The sequence below is a fragment of the Halomonas sp. KHS3 genome, from assembly GCF_000830495.1.
GTDB classification, from domain to species: domain Bacteria; phylum Pseudomonadota; class Gammaproteobacteria; order Pseudomonadales; family Halomonadaceae; genus Vreelandella; species Vreelandella titanicae.
Genome location: NZ_JWHY01000002.1, coordinates 1,112,605 through 1,129,108 on the forward strand (window position 1 = coordinate 1,112,605; position 16,504 = coordinate 1,129,108).

Annotated in this window: 13 protein-coding genes; 9 read left to right on the plus strand and 4 right to left on the minus strand. The window is 56.8% G+C overall.

The window, feature by feature from the left end; translation table 11 throughout:
- The first annotated feature begins 288 nt into the window (after positions 1 to 288).
- Positions 289 to 777, plus strand: coding sequence for an Rsd/AlgQ family anti-sigma factor (locus RO22_RS07215; protein ID WP_041157933.1), 489 nt, complete (start codon positions 289 to 291; stop codon positions 775 to 777).
- Between the two features lie 235 nt (positions 778 to 1,012).
- Here RO22_RS07215 and RO22_RS07220 read toward each other — a convergent pair whose 3' ends face one another.
- Together RO22_RS07220 and RO22_RS07225 are read right to left on the minus strand one after the other, a co-directional pair.
- A complete protein-coding gene (locus RO22_RS07220) occupies positions 1,013 to 4,084 on the minus strand; it encodes an efflux RND transporter permease subunit (RefSeq protein ID WP_041157934.1) in 3,072 nt (1,023 codons plus the stop codon).
- On the minus strand, positions 4,068 to 5,186 hold the full coding sequence (locus RO22_RS07225; RefSeq protein ID WP_041157935.1) for an efflux RND transporter periplasmic adaptor subunit: 1,119 nt from the start codon (positions 5,184 to 5,186) through the stop codon (positions 4,068 to 4,070). Before RO22_RS07225 ends, RO22_RS07220 begins: the two co-directional genes overlap by 17 nt.
- A 242-nt stretch (positions 5,187 to 5,428) precedes the next feature.
- On the opposite strand from RO22_RS07225, the gene RO22_RS07230 reads away from it, so the two are divergent.
- Complete coding sequence (locus RO22_RS07230; RefSeq protein WP_022519687.1) at positions 5,429 to 6,403, plus strand: malate dehydrogenase; 975 nt, start codon at positions 5,429 to 5,431, stop codon at positions 6,401 to 6,403.
- Positions 6,404 to 7,097: 694 nt separating this feature from the next.
- Here the strand turns inward: RO22_RS07230 and RO22_RS07235 are convergent.
- The gene (locus tag RO22_RS07235) at positions 7,098 to 7,754 is read right to left on the minus strand and encodes an HAD family hydrolase (RefSeq protein ID WP_009288657.1); all 657 of its coding nucleotides are present in this window, start codon (positions 7,752 to 7,754) and stop codon (positions 7,098 to 7,100) included.
- 234 nt (positions 7,755 to 7,988) lie between these two features.
- On the opposite strand from RO22_RS07235, the gene rppH reads away from it, so the two are divergent.
- Together rppH and ptsP are read left to right on the plus strand one after the other, a co-directional pair.
- Entirely contained in the window at positions 7,989 to 8,480 is a 492-nt protein-coding gene (gene rppH, locus RO22_RS07240; RefSeq protein WP_022519684.1) for an RNA pyrophosphohydrolase, read from the plus strand.
- Between the two features lie 88 nt (positions 8,481 to 8,568).
- Complete coding sequence (ptsP, locus tag RO22_RS07245) at positions 8,569 to 10,830, plus strand: phosphoenolpyruvate--protein phosphotransferase (RefSeq protein ID WP_027958836.1); 2,262 nt, start codon at positions 8,569 to 8,571, stop codon at positions 10,828 to 10,830.
- Positions 10,831 to 10,846: 16 nt separating this feature from the next.
- On the opposite strand, the gene RO22_RS07250 is transcribed toward ptsP, so the two are convergent.
- Positions 10,847 to 11,647 carry an NRDE family protein gene (locus tag RO22_RS07250; protein WP_041157936.1) on the minus strand — a complete coding sequence of 267 codons (801 nt, stop codon included), beginning with the start codon at positions 11,645 to 11,647 and terminating at the stop codon, positions 10,847 to 10,849.
- A gap of 185 nt (positions 11,648 to 11,832) precedes the next feature.
- Here RO22_RS07250 and RO22_RS07255 point away from each other — a divergent pair, with 185 nt between their 5' ends.
- From RO22_RS07255 to RO22_RS07280, 5 genes are all read left to right on the plus strand, one after another.
- Positions 11,833 to 13,059 (plus strand): response regulator, encoded by a 1,227-nt coding sequence (locus RO22_RS07255; RefSeq protein ID WP_009288660.1) that lies wholly within the window; start codon positions 11,833 to 11,835, stop codon positions 13,057 to 13,059.
- Positions 13,056 to 13,853, plus strand: a complete 798-nt coding sequence (locus RO22_RS07260; RefSeq protein ID WP_041157937.1) for a sulfite exporter TauE/SafE family protein — start codon at positions 13,056 to 13,058, stop codon at positions 13,851 to 13,853. Before RO22_RS07255 ends, RO22_RS07260 begins: the two co-directional genes overlap by 4 nt.
- Positions 13,854 to 13,920: 67 nt before the next feature.
- On the plus strand, positions 13,921 to 14,715 hold the full coding sequence (gene lgt / locus RO22_RS07265) for a prolipoprotein diacylglyceryl transferase (RefSeq protein WP_009288662.1): 795 nt from the start codon (positions 13,921 to 13,923) through the stop codon (positions 14,713 to 14,715).
- A gap of 449 nt (positions 14,716 to 15,164) precedes the next feature.
- Entirely contained in the window at positions 15,165 to 15,938 is a 774-nt protein-coding gene (locus tag RO22_RS07275; RefSeq protein WP_051430537.1) for a thymidylate synthase, read from the plus strand.
- Entirely contained in the window at positions 15,935 to 16,492 is a 558-nt protein-coding gene (locus RO22_RS07280) for a dihydrofolate reductase (RefSeq protein WP_027958918.1), read from the plus strand. The genes RO22_RS07275 and RO22_RS07280 overlap by 4 nt, the downstream gene beginning before the upstream one ends.
- Positions 16,493 to 16,504: the final 12 nt, after the last annotated feature.

Sequence of the window (16,504 nt, forward strand, 5' to 3'; positions counted from 1 at the left end):
GTAGGCGTGCGAGCGTTTAAAGCCCTCATGCGGCTGTGCTCGCAATGGTGGCCGGAAGATGAGAGCATAAATAGACGCAGGAATATGGCAGGGGCTGCCGCTTGAGAGCGCTGGTTATCAGCCATAGAAGAAAGCGTTATGGGCAGTGAACTTTTAGTACCATGGAAACCGTACTTGCTGGGATTGACAGAGGTAGTGGGAGGCGCGACTCTAAGCCTATTATTTGTTCTGAGCGTTTGATAGTAGTTATTAATAGCAGTTATAAGGTGACTTTAAGGAGAAAGCCCCATGCTCGAAGATTGCAAAAATGCCCTGGAGCGCTGGGGAGGCGTGCATACCCTGATTGACCGCTGGCTGGATCAGCGCCGTCAGCTATTAATTAGCTTTATCGAACTGAAAGAAGCGTGTGATGCTGAGCTGGAAGCAGTTAGCAAAGCGCCTATTGACACGTTCAGTGAAAAGCTAATGGATTACATCAGCGCAGGTCATTTTGAGATTTACCCCCAGCTCTCGGAAGAGGCACGGGCCTTTAGCGACGAGGGCGCGCTCGTTATCGCGGAGAAGTTGCTTGAGCGTTTAGAAATGTCCACCGAGATGGTGTTGGAGTTCGATACCGATTTTGGCTCCACGCTTAGCTGCGAGCAAAACATCGCCCGCCTACCTGCCTGGATCGACCGCTTAGCCCGTGGCCTTACCGAACGCTTCGCGCTGGAAGACCAATTGATCGCGCGCTTACACGCCGCACACAGCCCGCAGCACACCAAAGCCCCCGCTTAAGTAAGACCTTCCATTAGACAGGCGCCGCTATGCGGCGCTTTTGCTCCATGGTAATCCCGCTTCAACCCCGGCACCGCTGCGCGCTGCTTTCGCGGGTGCGCTAACGCTTACGCCGCGCTACTAAATCACGCGTGCGCATAACGCGGTGGGTGCCCAATACCTTATAATCGATTCACCATTCACCATTCACCATTCACCATTCACCATTCACCATTCACCATTCACCATTCACCATTCACCCCCTACGACGAAGCTTACCCCCAATCACCAACATACACGGCGTAAGCAGCAGTGTTAGCGCGGTGGCGAAGGTGAGGCCGCCGGCTATGGCGCTCGACATCTGCGTCCACCACTGGGCGGAGGGCGCATTAAAGCCCAGGGCAGGGGTGAACAGGTCTACATTGATCCCCAGCACCATCGGCATGAGCCCCAATACCGTGGTAATCGCCGTTAACAGCACAGGGCGTAGGCGTAAACAGCCCGCTTCAAGGGCGGCTTCGCCGGGTGTCATACCCTGGCCGCGCAGTTCGTTGTAGGTATCGATCAAAACAATGTTGTTATTGACCACGATACCCGCCAGAGCAATCACGCCCATCCCCACCATGACAATGCCAAACGCCTGGCCGGTAATCAGTAGGCCCATGAGCACCCCCGCGGTGGAGAACACAATCGCCGAGAGCACCAACCCCGCTTGATAAAAGCTATTGAACTGGGTGACCAGAATCAGCGCCATCAAACCGATAGCAATCAAGAAGGCACTGGCTAAGAACTGCATCGACTCCTGCTGGTCCTCCTGCTCACCCGCCACGTTGACCATCAGGCCATCAGGCAAACTGACGCTGCTTGCGGCTAGCAGGGCAGTTAGGCGCTCATCAGCGAGATAGCCCGGTGCTAAGTCAGCCTCAATGGTAATCGCCCGGCGACCATTGATGCGATTAAGGGTACCGACCTTCGGCGCCGGTTCCAGAGTCACAAAATTCGAGATCGGCACTTGGCCCCGCTGAGTGTTGATGGTCAAGCGCTCAAGCTGATCCAGCGAACGCCAGTTTTGCGGCAGACGCACGCGGATATCTACTTCATCGCTGACTTCCGGCGGGCGATAGCTAGCCACCTGAAGGCCGGTCGTCAGCAGTTGCACCGCGCTTCCAATGGTCGTTACATCGGTACCCATGCGCGCCGCCGCTTCGCGATCCACGTTAACCTGCCACTCCACGCCCGGAAGGCTGCGGTTATCCTCAATGTCGGTAAAGCCACTCAGCTCGCGCATTAGTTGGGTTATCTGGTTAACGCCTGCATCGGCGACGTCGGGATTCGTGGCGCTGACCTCAAGCACGATTGGCTTACCGCCGCCGGGGCCCATCTCCTGCTCCTGAAACTCCAGCGTAATGCCGGGAATATCTCCGGCGCGCTCGGCCATGTCGTCCAAAATGGCCTGGGCAGGGCGACGTTCATGCCAGTCGATAAACTGGAACTGCAGCATGCCAATCACGTCGTTGCCCATTTGCTGGTTAGGCACTGCAAAGGAGCGTGCATACAACGCTCGCACTTCACTCATGCCGGATAGTTTGGCTTCCACCCGTTGCACAATGGCGTCGGTCTCCACGGCGGAAAAGTCGCCTCGTGCGCGCACCAACACCTGGGCGCTGTCAGGCTCTACGGCTGGGAAGAAGTCGACACCGTGGTTAAAGCGCGCATAGCCGGTATACAGCAGCGCCATTAACAATACGGTCACCAGCAGTACCCAGGCAGGGTGCATAAGTAGCCTTGCCAGCAGGTGGCGATAGCCACGCCCAAAGGAAGTCGTCGCCTCATCAGGGGTAGCGTCTGTCGTCGTTGCGGTGGTACGCGTAAACAGGCGCCCAAGAGTAGGTAAGAACACCAACGCCATGGCCAGCGATGCCAGCAGGCACAAAATTACCGTGGCTGGCAGGTACTTCATAAACTGACCGACCACGCCGGGCCAGAACAGCAGGGGAATAAAGACCGCCAACGTAGTGGCCGTAGAGGCAATCACCGGCCAGCTCATTCTTGAAGCAGCGTTGAGCCACGCCTGATGAGGCGTTTGGCCATCGCGCAGATGGCGGTCGGCAAGCTCGCTGACCACGATAGCGCCATCCACCAGCATGCCCGCCACCAGAATCAGTGCAAACAGCACCACGATATTGAGCGTAAAACCAAACGCCCATACCAGCAGAATACCGGTTAAGAAGGCACCGGGAATGGTAAGCCCCACCAGCAGCGCCATGCGCCAGCCCATCACCGCGACCACTACAATCAGCACTAGCACAACGGCGGTCAGTACGTTATTGAGCAGCTCGGAGAGCATGTTCTTAACGGTGGTCGACTCATCCAGAATAGTGGTGAAACGCAACTGCTCGGGAAGTAAGTCATCTGCATCGGCTAAGCGGTCACGCACCGCGCCAATGGTGGCGATGATATTCGCCCCGGCGCGTTTGGAAACTTCCAGCACCACCGCTGGTTGGCCATCGATGCGGGCAAAGCCTTCGGGGTCTTTATAGGTAGGGTTGATCCAGGCCACATCGCCAAAGGTGACCACACGATCCTCATCGACCTTGACCGGCATATTCATAACATCGTCAAGGGACTCGATAATACCGGGGACTTTCAGCGCCAGGCGCCCCGCGCCGGTATCCAAACTGCCCGCTGCCACCAAGCGGTTATTGCGCGATACCTGATTAAATAGCGTGTCAAAATCGACGCCGTAGCTCTCCAGTACCAAAGGATCAACGACGATCTCCAGCAAGTCTTCCCGCTCACCGGCAATATCGACTTCCAGCACATCGGCAATACCTTCGATCTCCTCCTGCAAGCGTCGGGCAATCGTCATGCGCTCACGGGTATCCAACTGCCCGGAGAGGCCAATGGTCAACACCGGAAACTCCGAGACGTTGACCTCCATCACCCGCGGCTCATCGGCCTCGGAAGGTAGTTCGCTGCGGGCAATATCCACCCGGTCACGTACATCGGTTAGCGCGGTGTCGGGATCAAAGCCGGGGTCGAATTCCAGAGTAATCGAGCCATGCCCCTCGCTGGATTGGGCGGTGAACTTGCGCAACCCTTCAATGCCACGCAGTTCCTGCTCCATGGGGCGAATCAGCAGCCGTTCGCCATCCTCGGGGCTCACCCCCTCCAGTGTCAGCGAGACATAAATCATCGGAATGGTGACGTCGGGGTTAGCTTCTTTAGGAATCATCTGCCAGGCAGTGATGCCCGCCAATAGAAGACTCACCAGTAGCAGTAATGTCGTGCGAGTGTGGGCTAGCGCCGCATTAATCAACTGGCGCATGAACGCTATCCTGTTCCGCCGGCTGTGAAATAATCGCCTCTTCAACAGGCACCGGGGTCACTGTCTCACCGATATCTACCATGCCAGCGCCCAATGTGATCAGGCGTAGCGGGTCGGGTAGGCCAGTCACGTAGGCGTGCTGCGTATCGGCACTCACCAGCTCCACGGTGGTCTGCTGTACTGTGTCGTTCTCATCCAGGTGCTTGACCGCCAGTTGGCCTTCGCTATTCAAACTCAGCAGCGCAGGCGAAAGGGTATGCACCTGGCGGGGTGGCAGCGTAATGGTCAGCTCCGCACTGCCGCCTGCCAAGCGTTTACCGGCCGGGTTATCCAGCGTGGCTTCGATATAAAAGCTGCGAGTGGCCTCTTCAGCGCGGTGACTAACAAAGGTCAGCTCACCTTCGAGGTGGTCGCCATTGAGTAGCCGCGCGGTCACCGGTAACCCCTCGCTTAAATCGCCTACCTGCTGCTGAGAAACCCAGGCGGCACCTTTCAAACGGCGGTCATCGACCAACTGGCCCCACTCTTCACCGGGCTGCAGCAGGTCGCCTAGCTCCACCTGAACGCGGTTCAGCACACCATCGAAAGGTGCGGTGGGTCGGCTGTCGTCCAACTGCTTCTGCAGTTGCGCCACGGAAGCAGCGCTGGCGCTTAGTGCGCTCTGCAGGCGCAGTAATTCGGGCTGGGAAATCAGCTCCCGTTGGCGCAGGTTGCGAGCCCCGGCATACTCCGCCTCGGCCACGGCTAGTTCATCCCGGGCCTGCTGTAGCTGCTCGGGCAGAGCGTCATTATCCAGCACCAGTAGCGTATCGCCCGCCGCAACGCGGCTACCTTGCGCGACCGGCTTCTCAGCCACAAAGCCTGCGACGTTGGCGCGCAGGGTGGTTTCGCGCTCTGCCGTCAGTTGGCCCTGGACGATTTGCTGAGGAATAAACGGCGTGCTCTGCTGCACGACAATTTCAACCCGCGAACCTGCTTCGCTGCGCGCGGGTGCGTCTGGGGGCGTGGTTTGAAAGCGCTGAAAATTACCAAAAGCGAGCCATATCACTAGCGCCAGCACCAGTAGGCTAGCCAAGGCATAAGAAAACGGAATTTTTCGCATGGAGCATCCATGTCCTTAGCAAAACAAGAAAGGAGGCCATAAAGCCGAAGATACCATAGCGCAACTCAGCCTTTTCAGCGAGTAGCAAGCCATTGAGCGGATAGCAAGGTTGGTAAATGGGTTGTAGTCTCATGTCTGATTGAGTTTTTCCCCGGCTGGGCATACCATCTTTGCGTCTTGAGTTCTGTTAAGCCACTCCTCAGGCGAGAACCATCCCTAGGCGAACCAATCAAGGAGCAATGATGAAAGATCCAGTACGTATTGCGATTACCGGCGGCGCCGGTCAGATCAGCTACTCTCTTATTTTCCGCATCGCCGCTGGCGACATGTTGGGGCCGGATCAGCCTGTCATTCTCCAGCTTCTGGAAATTCCCCAGGCAATGGACGCCCTGAACGGCGTGGTAATGGAAGTTAACGACTGTGCCTTCCCGCTGGTACAAGACATCGTTGCCACCGATGACCCGAACGTAGCGTTCAAAGACGCTGATTTCGCCTTGCTGGTTGGCGCACGTCCGCGTGGCCCAGGCATGGAGCGTAAAGACCTGCTGGAAGCCAACGCAGCGATCTTCTCCGTTCAAGGTAAAGCATTGAACGATCACGCCAGCCGTGATGTGAAAGTGCTGGTCGTCGGTAACCCGGCCAACACCAACGCGCTGATTGCTTCCTGCAACGCGCCGGATCTGGACGCAGGTCAGTTCACCGCCATGACGCGTTTGGATCACAACCGTGCCCTGACCCAGCTGGCACAGAAAACCGGTAAGCATGTCACTGACGTTGAAAACATGATCATCTGGGGCAACCACAGTGCCACCCAGTACCCGGATCTGGCTCAGTGCAAAGTTGACGGCAAAGCAGCGTTCGATCTGGTTGAGCGCGATTGGTACGAAAACGACTTTATCCCCACCGTGCAGCAGCGCGGCGCGGCGATCATCAAAGCACGTGGCGCTTCTTCTGCCGCTTCTGCTGCCTCTTCCGCCATCGACCATATGCACGACTGGGCGCTGGGTTCCAAAGGCATCGTCAGCATGGCAATTCCGTCTGACGGCAGCTACGGCATCGACGAAGGCATCATCTACTCCTACCCGGTACGTTGCCAGGGTGGCAAGTATGAAATCGTTCAAGGCTTCGAAATTGACGAATTCAGCCAAGAGAAGATGAAAGCCACCGAGAAAGAACTGCGCGAAGAGCGTGCAGCAGTCGAGCACCTGCTCGGCTAAACGCGCCCGCTGACGCTTTTACACTAGCGCCAGTTAACGCCAAACCCCGCAAGCTTAGCTTGTGGGGTTTTTTGTTGGGTGAGATTTAACAGCATGAAACGGTGCCGAGGTTGGTGTGGGGTACCACGGCCATTTGCATAATGTGCACATGCTCTTGGAATCCCCACCCTCATGTGTCTGCGAGATTTAGTAGCGCGTGGTAAGCGAAGCGCACCCGCGAAAGCAGCGCGAAGCGATGCCGGGGGTTGGCTCGTGCAGGCAGGGTTGGCTGGGTGCTCTTGGGCGTCGTTCCGCCGCCTCCCGCGGGTGCCTCGACACGCTCGCTGAACTCGCTTTCTCGTTACCACGCGCTACGACAATCACTCGATTTCGGTGGCATGATAACGTGCCACGGCCATGTACATAATGTGCACATGCCCTTGGAATCCCCACCCTCATGTGTCTGCGAGATTTAGTAGCGCGTGGTAAGCGAAGCGCACCCGCGGAAGCAGCGCGAAGCGGTGCCGGGGTTGGTGTGGGGTACCACTGGGCGTCATCCCGCCGTTATCCTCAAGTGCCTCGTTTGCTCGTTACCACGCGCTACGAGACCTATACTCCTGACGATTCACGATTCACGATTCACGATTCACGATTCACGATTCACGATTCACGATTCACGATTCACGATTCACGATTCACGATTCCGATTCACGATTCAATCCCGCAAACTCATAATCCGCCACTGGCGTTCTTTGGCGATTTCGCGCAGGGTGTCGTCGGGGTCGACGGCGACGGGGTGCTCGACTATTTCTAACAGCGGTAAATCATTGTGCGAGTCGCTGTAGAACCACGCGCCCTCCATGGTCAGGTCTTGATCTTCCAGCCACTTTTCTAAGCGGGTGACTTTGCCTTCGCGGTAGCTGGGAATGCCCGAAACGCGCCCCGTGTAGCGGCCCTCTTTGACCTCCGGGTTCACCGCGATTAAGTGATCGACCCCCAAACGCTCGGCGATTGGGGCGGTAATGAAGCGGTTGGTGGCGGTAATAATCAGCAGTGTGTCGCCTTTGGTGCGGTGGCGTGCCAGAAGCTCTTCGGCTTTGGGCAGAATATTGGGTTCGATCTTGCTGGCCATGAACTGCTGGTGCCATGCTGAAAGCTGTTCCGGCGAATTATCAGCCAGCGGTTTAAGCGCCATCTCCAAAAAAGCAGCCATATCCAGGGTGCCCGCGTTGTAATCAGCCATGAAGCGCTCATTGGCTTCCCGGTAGGCAACCGGGTCGACTGCCCCTTGTTCGAGTAAAAACTCGCCCCAGGCATGATCGCTGTCGATGGATAGCAGCGTATTATCCAAATCGAATATGGCCAGACTCACGGCGCTCCCCTTTTTTAGTCAGTGGATAGTAGACAGTCGTTAGTGCTCAAAGACGCTAGTTAGGCAAATAGCGGACGCGGATTATCGCAGAGTCGTCATGTCATTCCCACCAACGCACGTTCTTCGCTCCATGCTGATACGCAACCATTCATCACTTAGCGTTATATTGTATTGATACGCTTGTCACCCTTGTGGAAAAATGGGGACAACTGAAAATTTATTAAGGTGATGTCCGTGATCGACGCTGACGGCTTTCGCCCCAATGTTGGCATCATCATTGCCAATAGCCAGGGGCAGCTGCTTTGGGCGCGTCGGGTAGGACAAAATGCGTGGCAATTTCCCCAGGGGGGCATCAATGCAAGCGAGACGCCACAACAAGCACTTTTTCGTGAACTTTACGAAGAGATCGGCCTAACCGCCGACGATGTTGATATTGTTGCCTGCACCCGGGGCTGGCTACGCTACCGTCTGCCACGACGTATGATTCGCACACATTCGCGTCCGGTCTGTATAGGCCAGAAGCAGAAGTGGTTTTTACTTAAAATCCGTTGCCAGGAAAGCCAGATTTGTATGACGGCAACCCCAACCCCCGAGTTTGATGGGTGGCGTTGGGTGAGCTACTGGTACCCGCTAGGGCAGGTAGTGCCTTTTAAACGAGAGGTATATCGGCGCGCGCTGCGGGAGTTGTCTCCCCGCGTTCAGCGTCTGGCACAGGATGACGATTAGGGCGATTGGCCGCTGCCCAGGGTAGGGCGGCAGCAGTCTGCCAGAAAATTCCTCAGCGAGGCAAATAATAGTGAAAAGTAAAACGTCCATGCTTGAGGTGTTGCGCCGGGTGATTCAGGAAGTGAACGGCGCGCGCACCCTCGACGCCGCGCTGTCCACGATGGTACGCCGAATTCGTAAAGCGATGCAGACTGATGTGTGCTCCTTCTACCTTTACGACAAGGAGCTTGAGTCGCTGGTATTGATGGAGACCATTGGTCTGCGCACTCAAGCCGTAGGGCGCGTAGTACTGCCGTTAGGTGAAGGCCTGGTGGGCTTGGTGGCCAAACGCAGCGAGCCGCTTAACCTCGAAGACGCCCAGACCCACCCGCAATTCCGCTACTTTGAAGCCACCGGTGAGGAGCGCTACTCCAGCTTTTTGGGTGTGCCTATTATTCATCAGCGCCACATGCTGGGCGTATTGGTGGTTCAGCAAGCCGAAAAGCGCCGCTACGACGATGAGGACGAAGCCTTTCTGGTCACCATGGCCGCGCAGTTGGCTGGTGTGCTGGCGCATGCTTTAGCCACGGGCAACCTGCTGCGCCCGGCGCTTGCCGGAGGGCAGGCAATGTTTAAAGGCGTTGCTGCCTCGCCTGGCATGGCCATGGGGGAAGCGGTGGTGATTACCCCGCCCGCGGATTTAAACAGCGTGCCGGATCTGATACCCCGCGATCAGGATTATGAGGTCGCCCGCCTCAAAGAAGCCATTGGCAAAACCCGCAACGAAATTCGTGCCGCGGCCGAACGTTTGGCAAGCAGGATCTCTGCTCAAGAGCTGGCGCTGTTCGATGTTTATCAGCAGATGCTCGGCGAAGCCGCGCTGGCTGATGAAGTGGAAAAACGCATTCGCGAAGGCCAGTGGGCACCAGGCGCTCTGGCCGATGTAGTGCGTCGTCACGTCCAGTATCTGGAGCGGGTAGACGACAACTACCTGCGTGAGCGAGCGGCAGATATTCGTGATCTTGGCCGCCGGGTACTTGCGCATCTGCAAGAAGATACCCCATCCACGCCGGAAACCTACCCCGATAACGCTATTTTGGTCGGTGATGAGATCAGCGTGGCCATGCTGGGTGAAGTCCCCCGCGAAAAGCTCAAAGGGCTGGTCTCGGTACGCGGTTCCAGCACGTCCCATGTGGCGATTGTCGCTCGGGCCATGGGCATCCCGACAGTGCTGGGCATGGTGGATTTACCGCTGCCGCGCCTAGGCGGGGCGCCGGTGGTGCTGGATGGTCACCGTGGTCGCCTGTTTGTGCGCCCGGCGCCTGAACTTACTGCCCGTTATGAAAGTCTGATCGCCGAAGAAGAGGCGCTCAGCGAACTGCTTGAGCACGAGCAGGATCTGCCCAGCGCCACGCCCGACGGTCACACGATGCCGCTCATGGTCAATACCGGGTTAGCGGTAGATGCCACCGCGCTGCTTAAAAGCCGTATCGGTGGAGTGGGCCTCTATCGAACCGAAGTGCCGTTTATGATTACCGAACGCTTCCCCGGCGAGAAAGAGCAAACCAAGCTTTATCGTGAGCAGCTCGAAGGCTTTGCCCCGTTGCCGGTGGTCATGCGCACATTGGATATCGGCGGTGACAAGGATCTGCCCTATTTCCCCATTGAAGAGGCGAATCCGTTTCTAGGCTGGCGCGGTATGCGGGTAACGCTGGATCACCCGGAAGTGTTAATGGTGCAACTGCGCGCCATGCTCAAAGCCTCGATCGACCTGGATAACCTCTACGTTCTCTTCCCGATGATTACCAACGTCGAAGAGGTCGATGAAGCGCTGCGCCTGCTGGATCGCGCCATTTTAGAGCTGGGCGAAGAAGGGATTACTGTCGTCAGACCTAAAGTGGGCGTGATGATTGAAGTGCCCGCCACTATCTATCAAATGGACGCGCTGGCGAAGCGAGTCGACTTTTTCTCCGTGGGCAGCAACGATCTAACCCAGTACTTGCTGGCGGTAGACCGTAACAACCCGCGCGTATCGAGTCTTTACGATGCGCTGCACCCGGCGTTGCTCGGCGCTCTGCTGGAACTTGCTAACGATGCCACGCGGCTCGATAAGCCCATTTCGCTCTGTGGTGAATTGGCCGGAGACCCGGCTGGAGCGCTGCTGCTCATGGCCATGGGCTTTACCAGTCTTTCCATGAATGCGCCAAGCCTGCCCAAAGTGCGCGCGGCCATTCGCCGGGTGCCGTTCAGCGATGCCGAGCAGTTGCTCAAAGAAGTGATGGAACTAGACACCCCTGCCCAGGTGCATACCCATCTAGAGGGACGCATGGATGAGTGGCAGCTATCGCACCTGATGCCGCCCCGTGACTAACTTTTTTTTGCAAATACTAGAAAGTGGATTCAAGCGAACTGCTGGGCAACGCTAAAGAGGTTTCACCCTCAAAGCGCCCCAGCGGCCCAAAGCGCTGTTCGGTAACTTCGATGTGCCCGTCGCTATCCAGAGTGAGCCACGAGGTGGCGCGGGTGCCATAGCGCTCGCCGACAATAAACGCCGCTGAAAGCTGGCGCTCCAATTCAAGCCCCACGCCGGTATCCGGCAACTCCTCGATAGCCGCTTCTTGTGGATTTTGCATAGCGCGCTGAACGCCACTAGGCCATGCCTGGAACGGGTCTGGTTGTAAAAGAGTGTGCTCAAGCGCAGTGCGTACGTGTAGAAGCTTTGGCCAGGGTGAGTTGAGATCAGCGTTGGAGAGGCCATGAACCCCGGGAGCTACCTCAGTGAGAGCCAGACGATCTCTGCTGCGGTGTAGGTGCCAAAGCCGTTGGGGCGTGGCGACCAATAAATTAAAGCCCGCGTAGCGCATTGCCTCGCCCTGGCTGAGCGCAGTTAGCCACGCTTCTATATCGCTACATTGCAGGGCATCGGCGACCAGCTCCCCCCTGCTTGGCGCGCCGGATGGGGTGCCCAATTGCGGGTCACGTACGTTGGTTAACGCGGCCACAACACCGCCGCGCTTGGCTGCCAGCCATGAGCCACCGGCCTCTAAATCGCGGCCACCGACAATGGCCGAGTTATCTTGCCACTCACCCAGCGGCGCGGTGGGGCGCGCATGGAACTCATCACGGTTACCCATTAGCCGCAAAGGCATGGGGGTGCCGGGTTGCCAAGCAAACGATATCAAGCACATAACAAACTCGCAGGCGATAAGGATGAAAAACGTTCAACGCAAGAGCCGCATGACAGTAACGAAGCGTAGACGTACACTGACATTAGTATCATGTTTGTAGCATAAATCGTCACACCGAATGGGTGTGGGGCCTTAAACAGCGGTCACGTTATCAGCGGCCATACGGCCAATAGGAAGGCGAGATCATGCAGCGCTATCAAAGGGAGCACTTTTGGAATGCCATTGTTTGGCCTCTGCTGTGGCCACTGCTGCTTGTGCAAGCAGCATTAATCGTGCTCTGCGTGGTGGTTGGCGCCATGATGTGGTGGATGTCGCCCAGCTACGTCTCTTGGAGCACCATGTTGTGGCTAATGGCGGCGCTGCTTATCGGCAGCAGTTTGAATGTCGGCGCCTTCCTGATGTTGGTTAAAGCGCATGCTCGGCGTCAAGATAATCGCTTTATGCAAGAACTCACCGAACTTGAACGGCACAGTCAAGCACTATGCGCTACCGCTGCGCGTTCACTGCCCGAGCATAAATGTTCCCCGCCGGATGTCGCCGACGAATCTCATCTACCCCTTCAGCGACTGGCCAGCGTTAATGAAATCCTCGCCGGTCTTGAGCGCTGCATGCACTGCTCCCAAGTGGCCACTGCCGCTACTAAGAACACCCGGCAGGAGCATGAGCAAACCCTGCTGGACGATCTTCAGCACCAGCAACGGCAGCTCAAGCACTTGATTGCCGGTCGAGAAAGGGCACGGGAAGAGTCACGATTAAAATCAGGCTACTTAACGCTGCTGCAGCGTGAAACGGATAGCTTGTTAGACCATTTAAACAGCATGGTTGATAAAGAGCTCACCGATAACGGTGGGCAAAATATCATGGAAGTGTATGAGCATCTATCGGATATCCGCGCGCTACTGACCAATCTTGTTCAACAAAGCGCTGAGGGAGGAGTTGAACCAGGTTCTGAACAAAATTCTTTGAGTGGTGAGGCACAAGGGAGGAGTGGTGATCGCCCGGGGGCGCCGCGCACTTTACGCGTATTGGTCGTCGACGACGGGCCGGTAAATTTGATGCTGGCCCGGCAGATGCTGGAAACCCAGGGCCTACAGGTGGAAGGCGCTAGCAGCGGTGAACAGGCGTTGGAACGCCAGCAAAACGCGATATTTGATCTGGTATTTATGGATATTTTTATGCCCACTCTGGACGGGCTCGAAACCACCCGGCGCTGGCGCGAGTACGAGCGCAATCATGGCGTTAGTCAAAGCGTGTTGGTCGCACTAACGGCCAACGTCGACAATGCCGGGCGCGACGCCTGTCTAGCCGCCGGTATGGATGACTTACTTGCCAAGCCTTACCAACCCCAAACCCTCATGAATATGATTGCTTACTGGTTTCCAGGCACGATTGAAGCGGTTCCGTCTGAATGACCATCGTCACGGCGCTATCGATTTATTTAACCTTAGGCGCCGTTGCGGGCACCATGGCAGGTGTATTTGGCGTGGGCGGTGGGCTCATTATCGTTCCTGTCTTGGTCTTCGCGTTTGGTCTGCAGAACATCGCCTCTGAAATTGTCATGCATTTAGCCATTGGCACCTCTCTCGCTACCATTCTCGTCACCGGTTCATCGTCCACCCTTGGCCATTATCGGCGCGGCAGCATTCACCGTGGGTGGCTTACAGCGCTGCTGCCTGGCTTAGTATTAGGTTCCATCGCTGGGGCGTTTATTGCCGACAACCTCTCCGGCACGGCGCTGGGAACTATGTTTGGCATCTTTGTTCTACTCATTGCCGCCAAAATGGTGTTTGGATTAACGCCTAAGCCGGGCAGTGCCTCGCCCGGCAAATGGATAATGACGCTCGCCGGTGGCGTGATCGGCGCTGTTTCTGCACTGTTCGGGATTGGCGGAGGCGCCATGACAGTGCCGCTACTATCACGCTGTGGTGCCAGCATGACTCAGGCGGTGGGCACGGCAGCGGCGGTAGGGCTACCCATCGCGCTGGTGGGGGCTCTGGCGTTTATCGTGGTGGGCTGGGGTAATCCGCTGCTGCCCGCCTGGACGACTGGCTTTGTTATGTGGCCAGCGTTTTTCAGTATCGTGGTCACCAGCGTTCCATTTGCCCGCTTAGGCGTTAAACTTGCCCATGTTTTGCCCGCTCATGTGCTACGTCTCTCCTTCGCGTTACTGCTGGCAGTGGTAGGGGTGCGTTTCCTGCTCACCTAGTCTGTGACCGTTTTACGTGCTGAGTGGGCGTCTTGCATATTTCCTTTGGTCAGATTAGAGAGTGTAAATGATTAATTACCCAACGATTGACCCAGTGGCTATCTCCTTGGGGCCGCTGCAAGTCCATTGGTATGGCCTTATGTATGTGGTGGGATTTGTCGCCGCCTGGTGGCTTGGCTGTCGGCGCGCATCGCGTATTGGTCTCAATAATGACGATATTGGTGATTTGCTCTTCTACTGCGCCATCGGTGTCGTGGCTGGAGGGCGCTTAGGGTACGCACTGTTCTACGGGCTAGGACAGTGGACAGCCGACCCGCTGTGGATCTTCCGCGTATGGGATGGCGGCATGAGCTTTCACGGCGGCCTACTCGGGGTGCTCCTCGCCGCCTGGATATTCGCTCGGCGTAAGCAGTTGGCTTTTTTAACGCTCACCGACTTTATCGCTCCTCTGGTGCCGATTGGCTTGGGTGCCGGGCGTATTGGTAACTTTATTAATCACGAGCTACCGGGCCGCATGACCTCGCTTCCTTGGGGCATGCCGTTTCCCGGCATGGGGCCTGAGCCGCGTCATCCATCAGCACTCTACGAGGCGTTGTTAGAAGGCGTCGTGCTGTTTGCCATTCTGTGGTGGGTCTCCGCCAAGCCGACCGCAAGAGGCTTTTTATCCGGGCTGTTTTTAGTCTGCTACGGCGTGTTCCGCTTTATGGTCGAATTTGTCCGTATGCCCGACGCCCACATCGGTTTTATCGCCTTCGGCTGGGTCACCATGGGCATGCTGCTCTCGCTCCCCATGATCGCGCTAGGCCTCGTCATCATCGCCTGGTCACGCTCCCAGCCTGTGGACGTAAAACTTTCAAACTAAAGCACCGCGGTGCTGTTAATTGGGCGCCAAGCGCTACAGGAGTTTGCTTCCACACAGTCGTGTGCATGCGTGATTTAGTAGCGCGTGGTAAGCCCCAGGCGCACCCGCGAAAGCATCGCGAAGCGGTGCCGGGGTTTGGTTATGTGCCACTGGGCGTCGTCCCGACGCCTCCCGCGGGTGCCTCGTTTGCTCGTTCCTCGCAGACTTGTTACCACGCGCTACGGTTCGTGCACCCACTTGAATGGGTGGTTTTCGTAGCGCGTGGTAAGCGAAGCGCACCCGCGGGAGCAGCGTGAAGCGGTGCCGGGGTTGGGCGAATAACGTTAACGGGGCGGCATTGCTAGACCGGGCAGCTATGGGCGCCTAGAATAAACCGCTACATCGCCTGTTAATTTGGAAATTCTGTGACTGCACCAACGCCCGCGCTTGAGCAACCCTATTTAGACTTGATGCAAACCGTTTTGGAGCATGGCGTTGACCGCCACGACCGTACAGGCGTCGGCACGCGCTCCGTGTTTGGCCATCAAATGCGCTTTGATTTATCGCGTGGTTTTCCACTACTGACCACCAAAAAACTCCATCTGCGCTCGATTATTCACGAACTCCTGTGGTTCCTGAAAGGCGACACCAACATCGCCTACCTAAAAGAGAACGGCGTGCGGATTTGGGACGAGTGGGCGGATGAAAACGGCGATTTAGGCCCCGTTTACGGCTACCAGTGGCGCAGCTGGCCCGACCCAAAAGGTGGCAGCGTTGACCAAATTGCCAAGGTGCTCGGTCAAATTCGCACCACACCCCAATCCCGCCGCCTGATTGTTTCTGCATGGAACCCAGCCCAGGTCGATGAAATGCAGCTACCACCGTGCCACTGCCTGTTCCAGTTCTATGTGGCCAATGGCAAGCTGTCGTGCCAGCTCTATCAGCGCAGCGCCGACATTTTCCTCGGCGTGCCGTTTAATATCGCCAGCTACGCCTTACTACTGACCATGGTCGCCCAGGTGACCGGCCTGCAGCCGGGTGAATTTATCCACACCTTAGGCGATGCGCACCTGTACAGTAATCACCTTGAACAGGCCAAAGAACAGCTATCGCGTGCGCCTAAAGCGGCGCCTAAGCTGGTGCTCAATCCAGAGGTAGACGACCTGTTCGCATTCCGTTTTGAAGATATTCACATTGACGCTTACGAGGCGCACCCGCACATCAAGGCCGAGGTAGCGGTATGAGCCAGCGAAACGATACGAGTAATCAAAACGGCGCTTTCGACTCTCTGGTGCCGGTGGCAATGATCGTTGCCATGGCTAAAAATCGTGTGATCGGCGTAGACGGCAAGTTGCCCTGGTACCTGCCCGAAGATTTAAAGTTCTTCAAACGCATTACCCAGGCAAAACCGCTGGTCATGGGGCGTAAAACCTACGCTTCCATTGGCAAGCCGCTGCCTAATCGGCTTAATGTCGTTGTCACCCGCAACGCCGAGTTTTCCCACGAAGGCGTGCGCGTGTGCCACGACCTGCCCGCAGCGTTAGAGCTAGCCGACCAGCACGCCACCATAGAGGCGGCAGAAGAGATCATGGTAATGGGAGGCGGAGAAATCTACCGCCAAGCGCTTCCCTTTGCACAGCGGCTTTACATAACGGAAGTGGACATAGAGGTAGAAGGCGACGCAACGTTTCCTGACTTCGACCCCAGCGAGTGGCAAGAAGTACAGCGCGTAGCGGGGCAGCCAGCAGAAGGGCAGCCAAGTTATGATTTCGTCGTTTACGAGCGCATCGCCGACTAAAAAGGGCAAAGG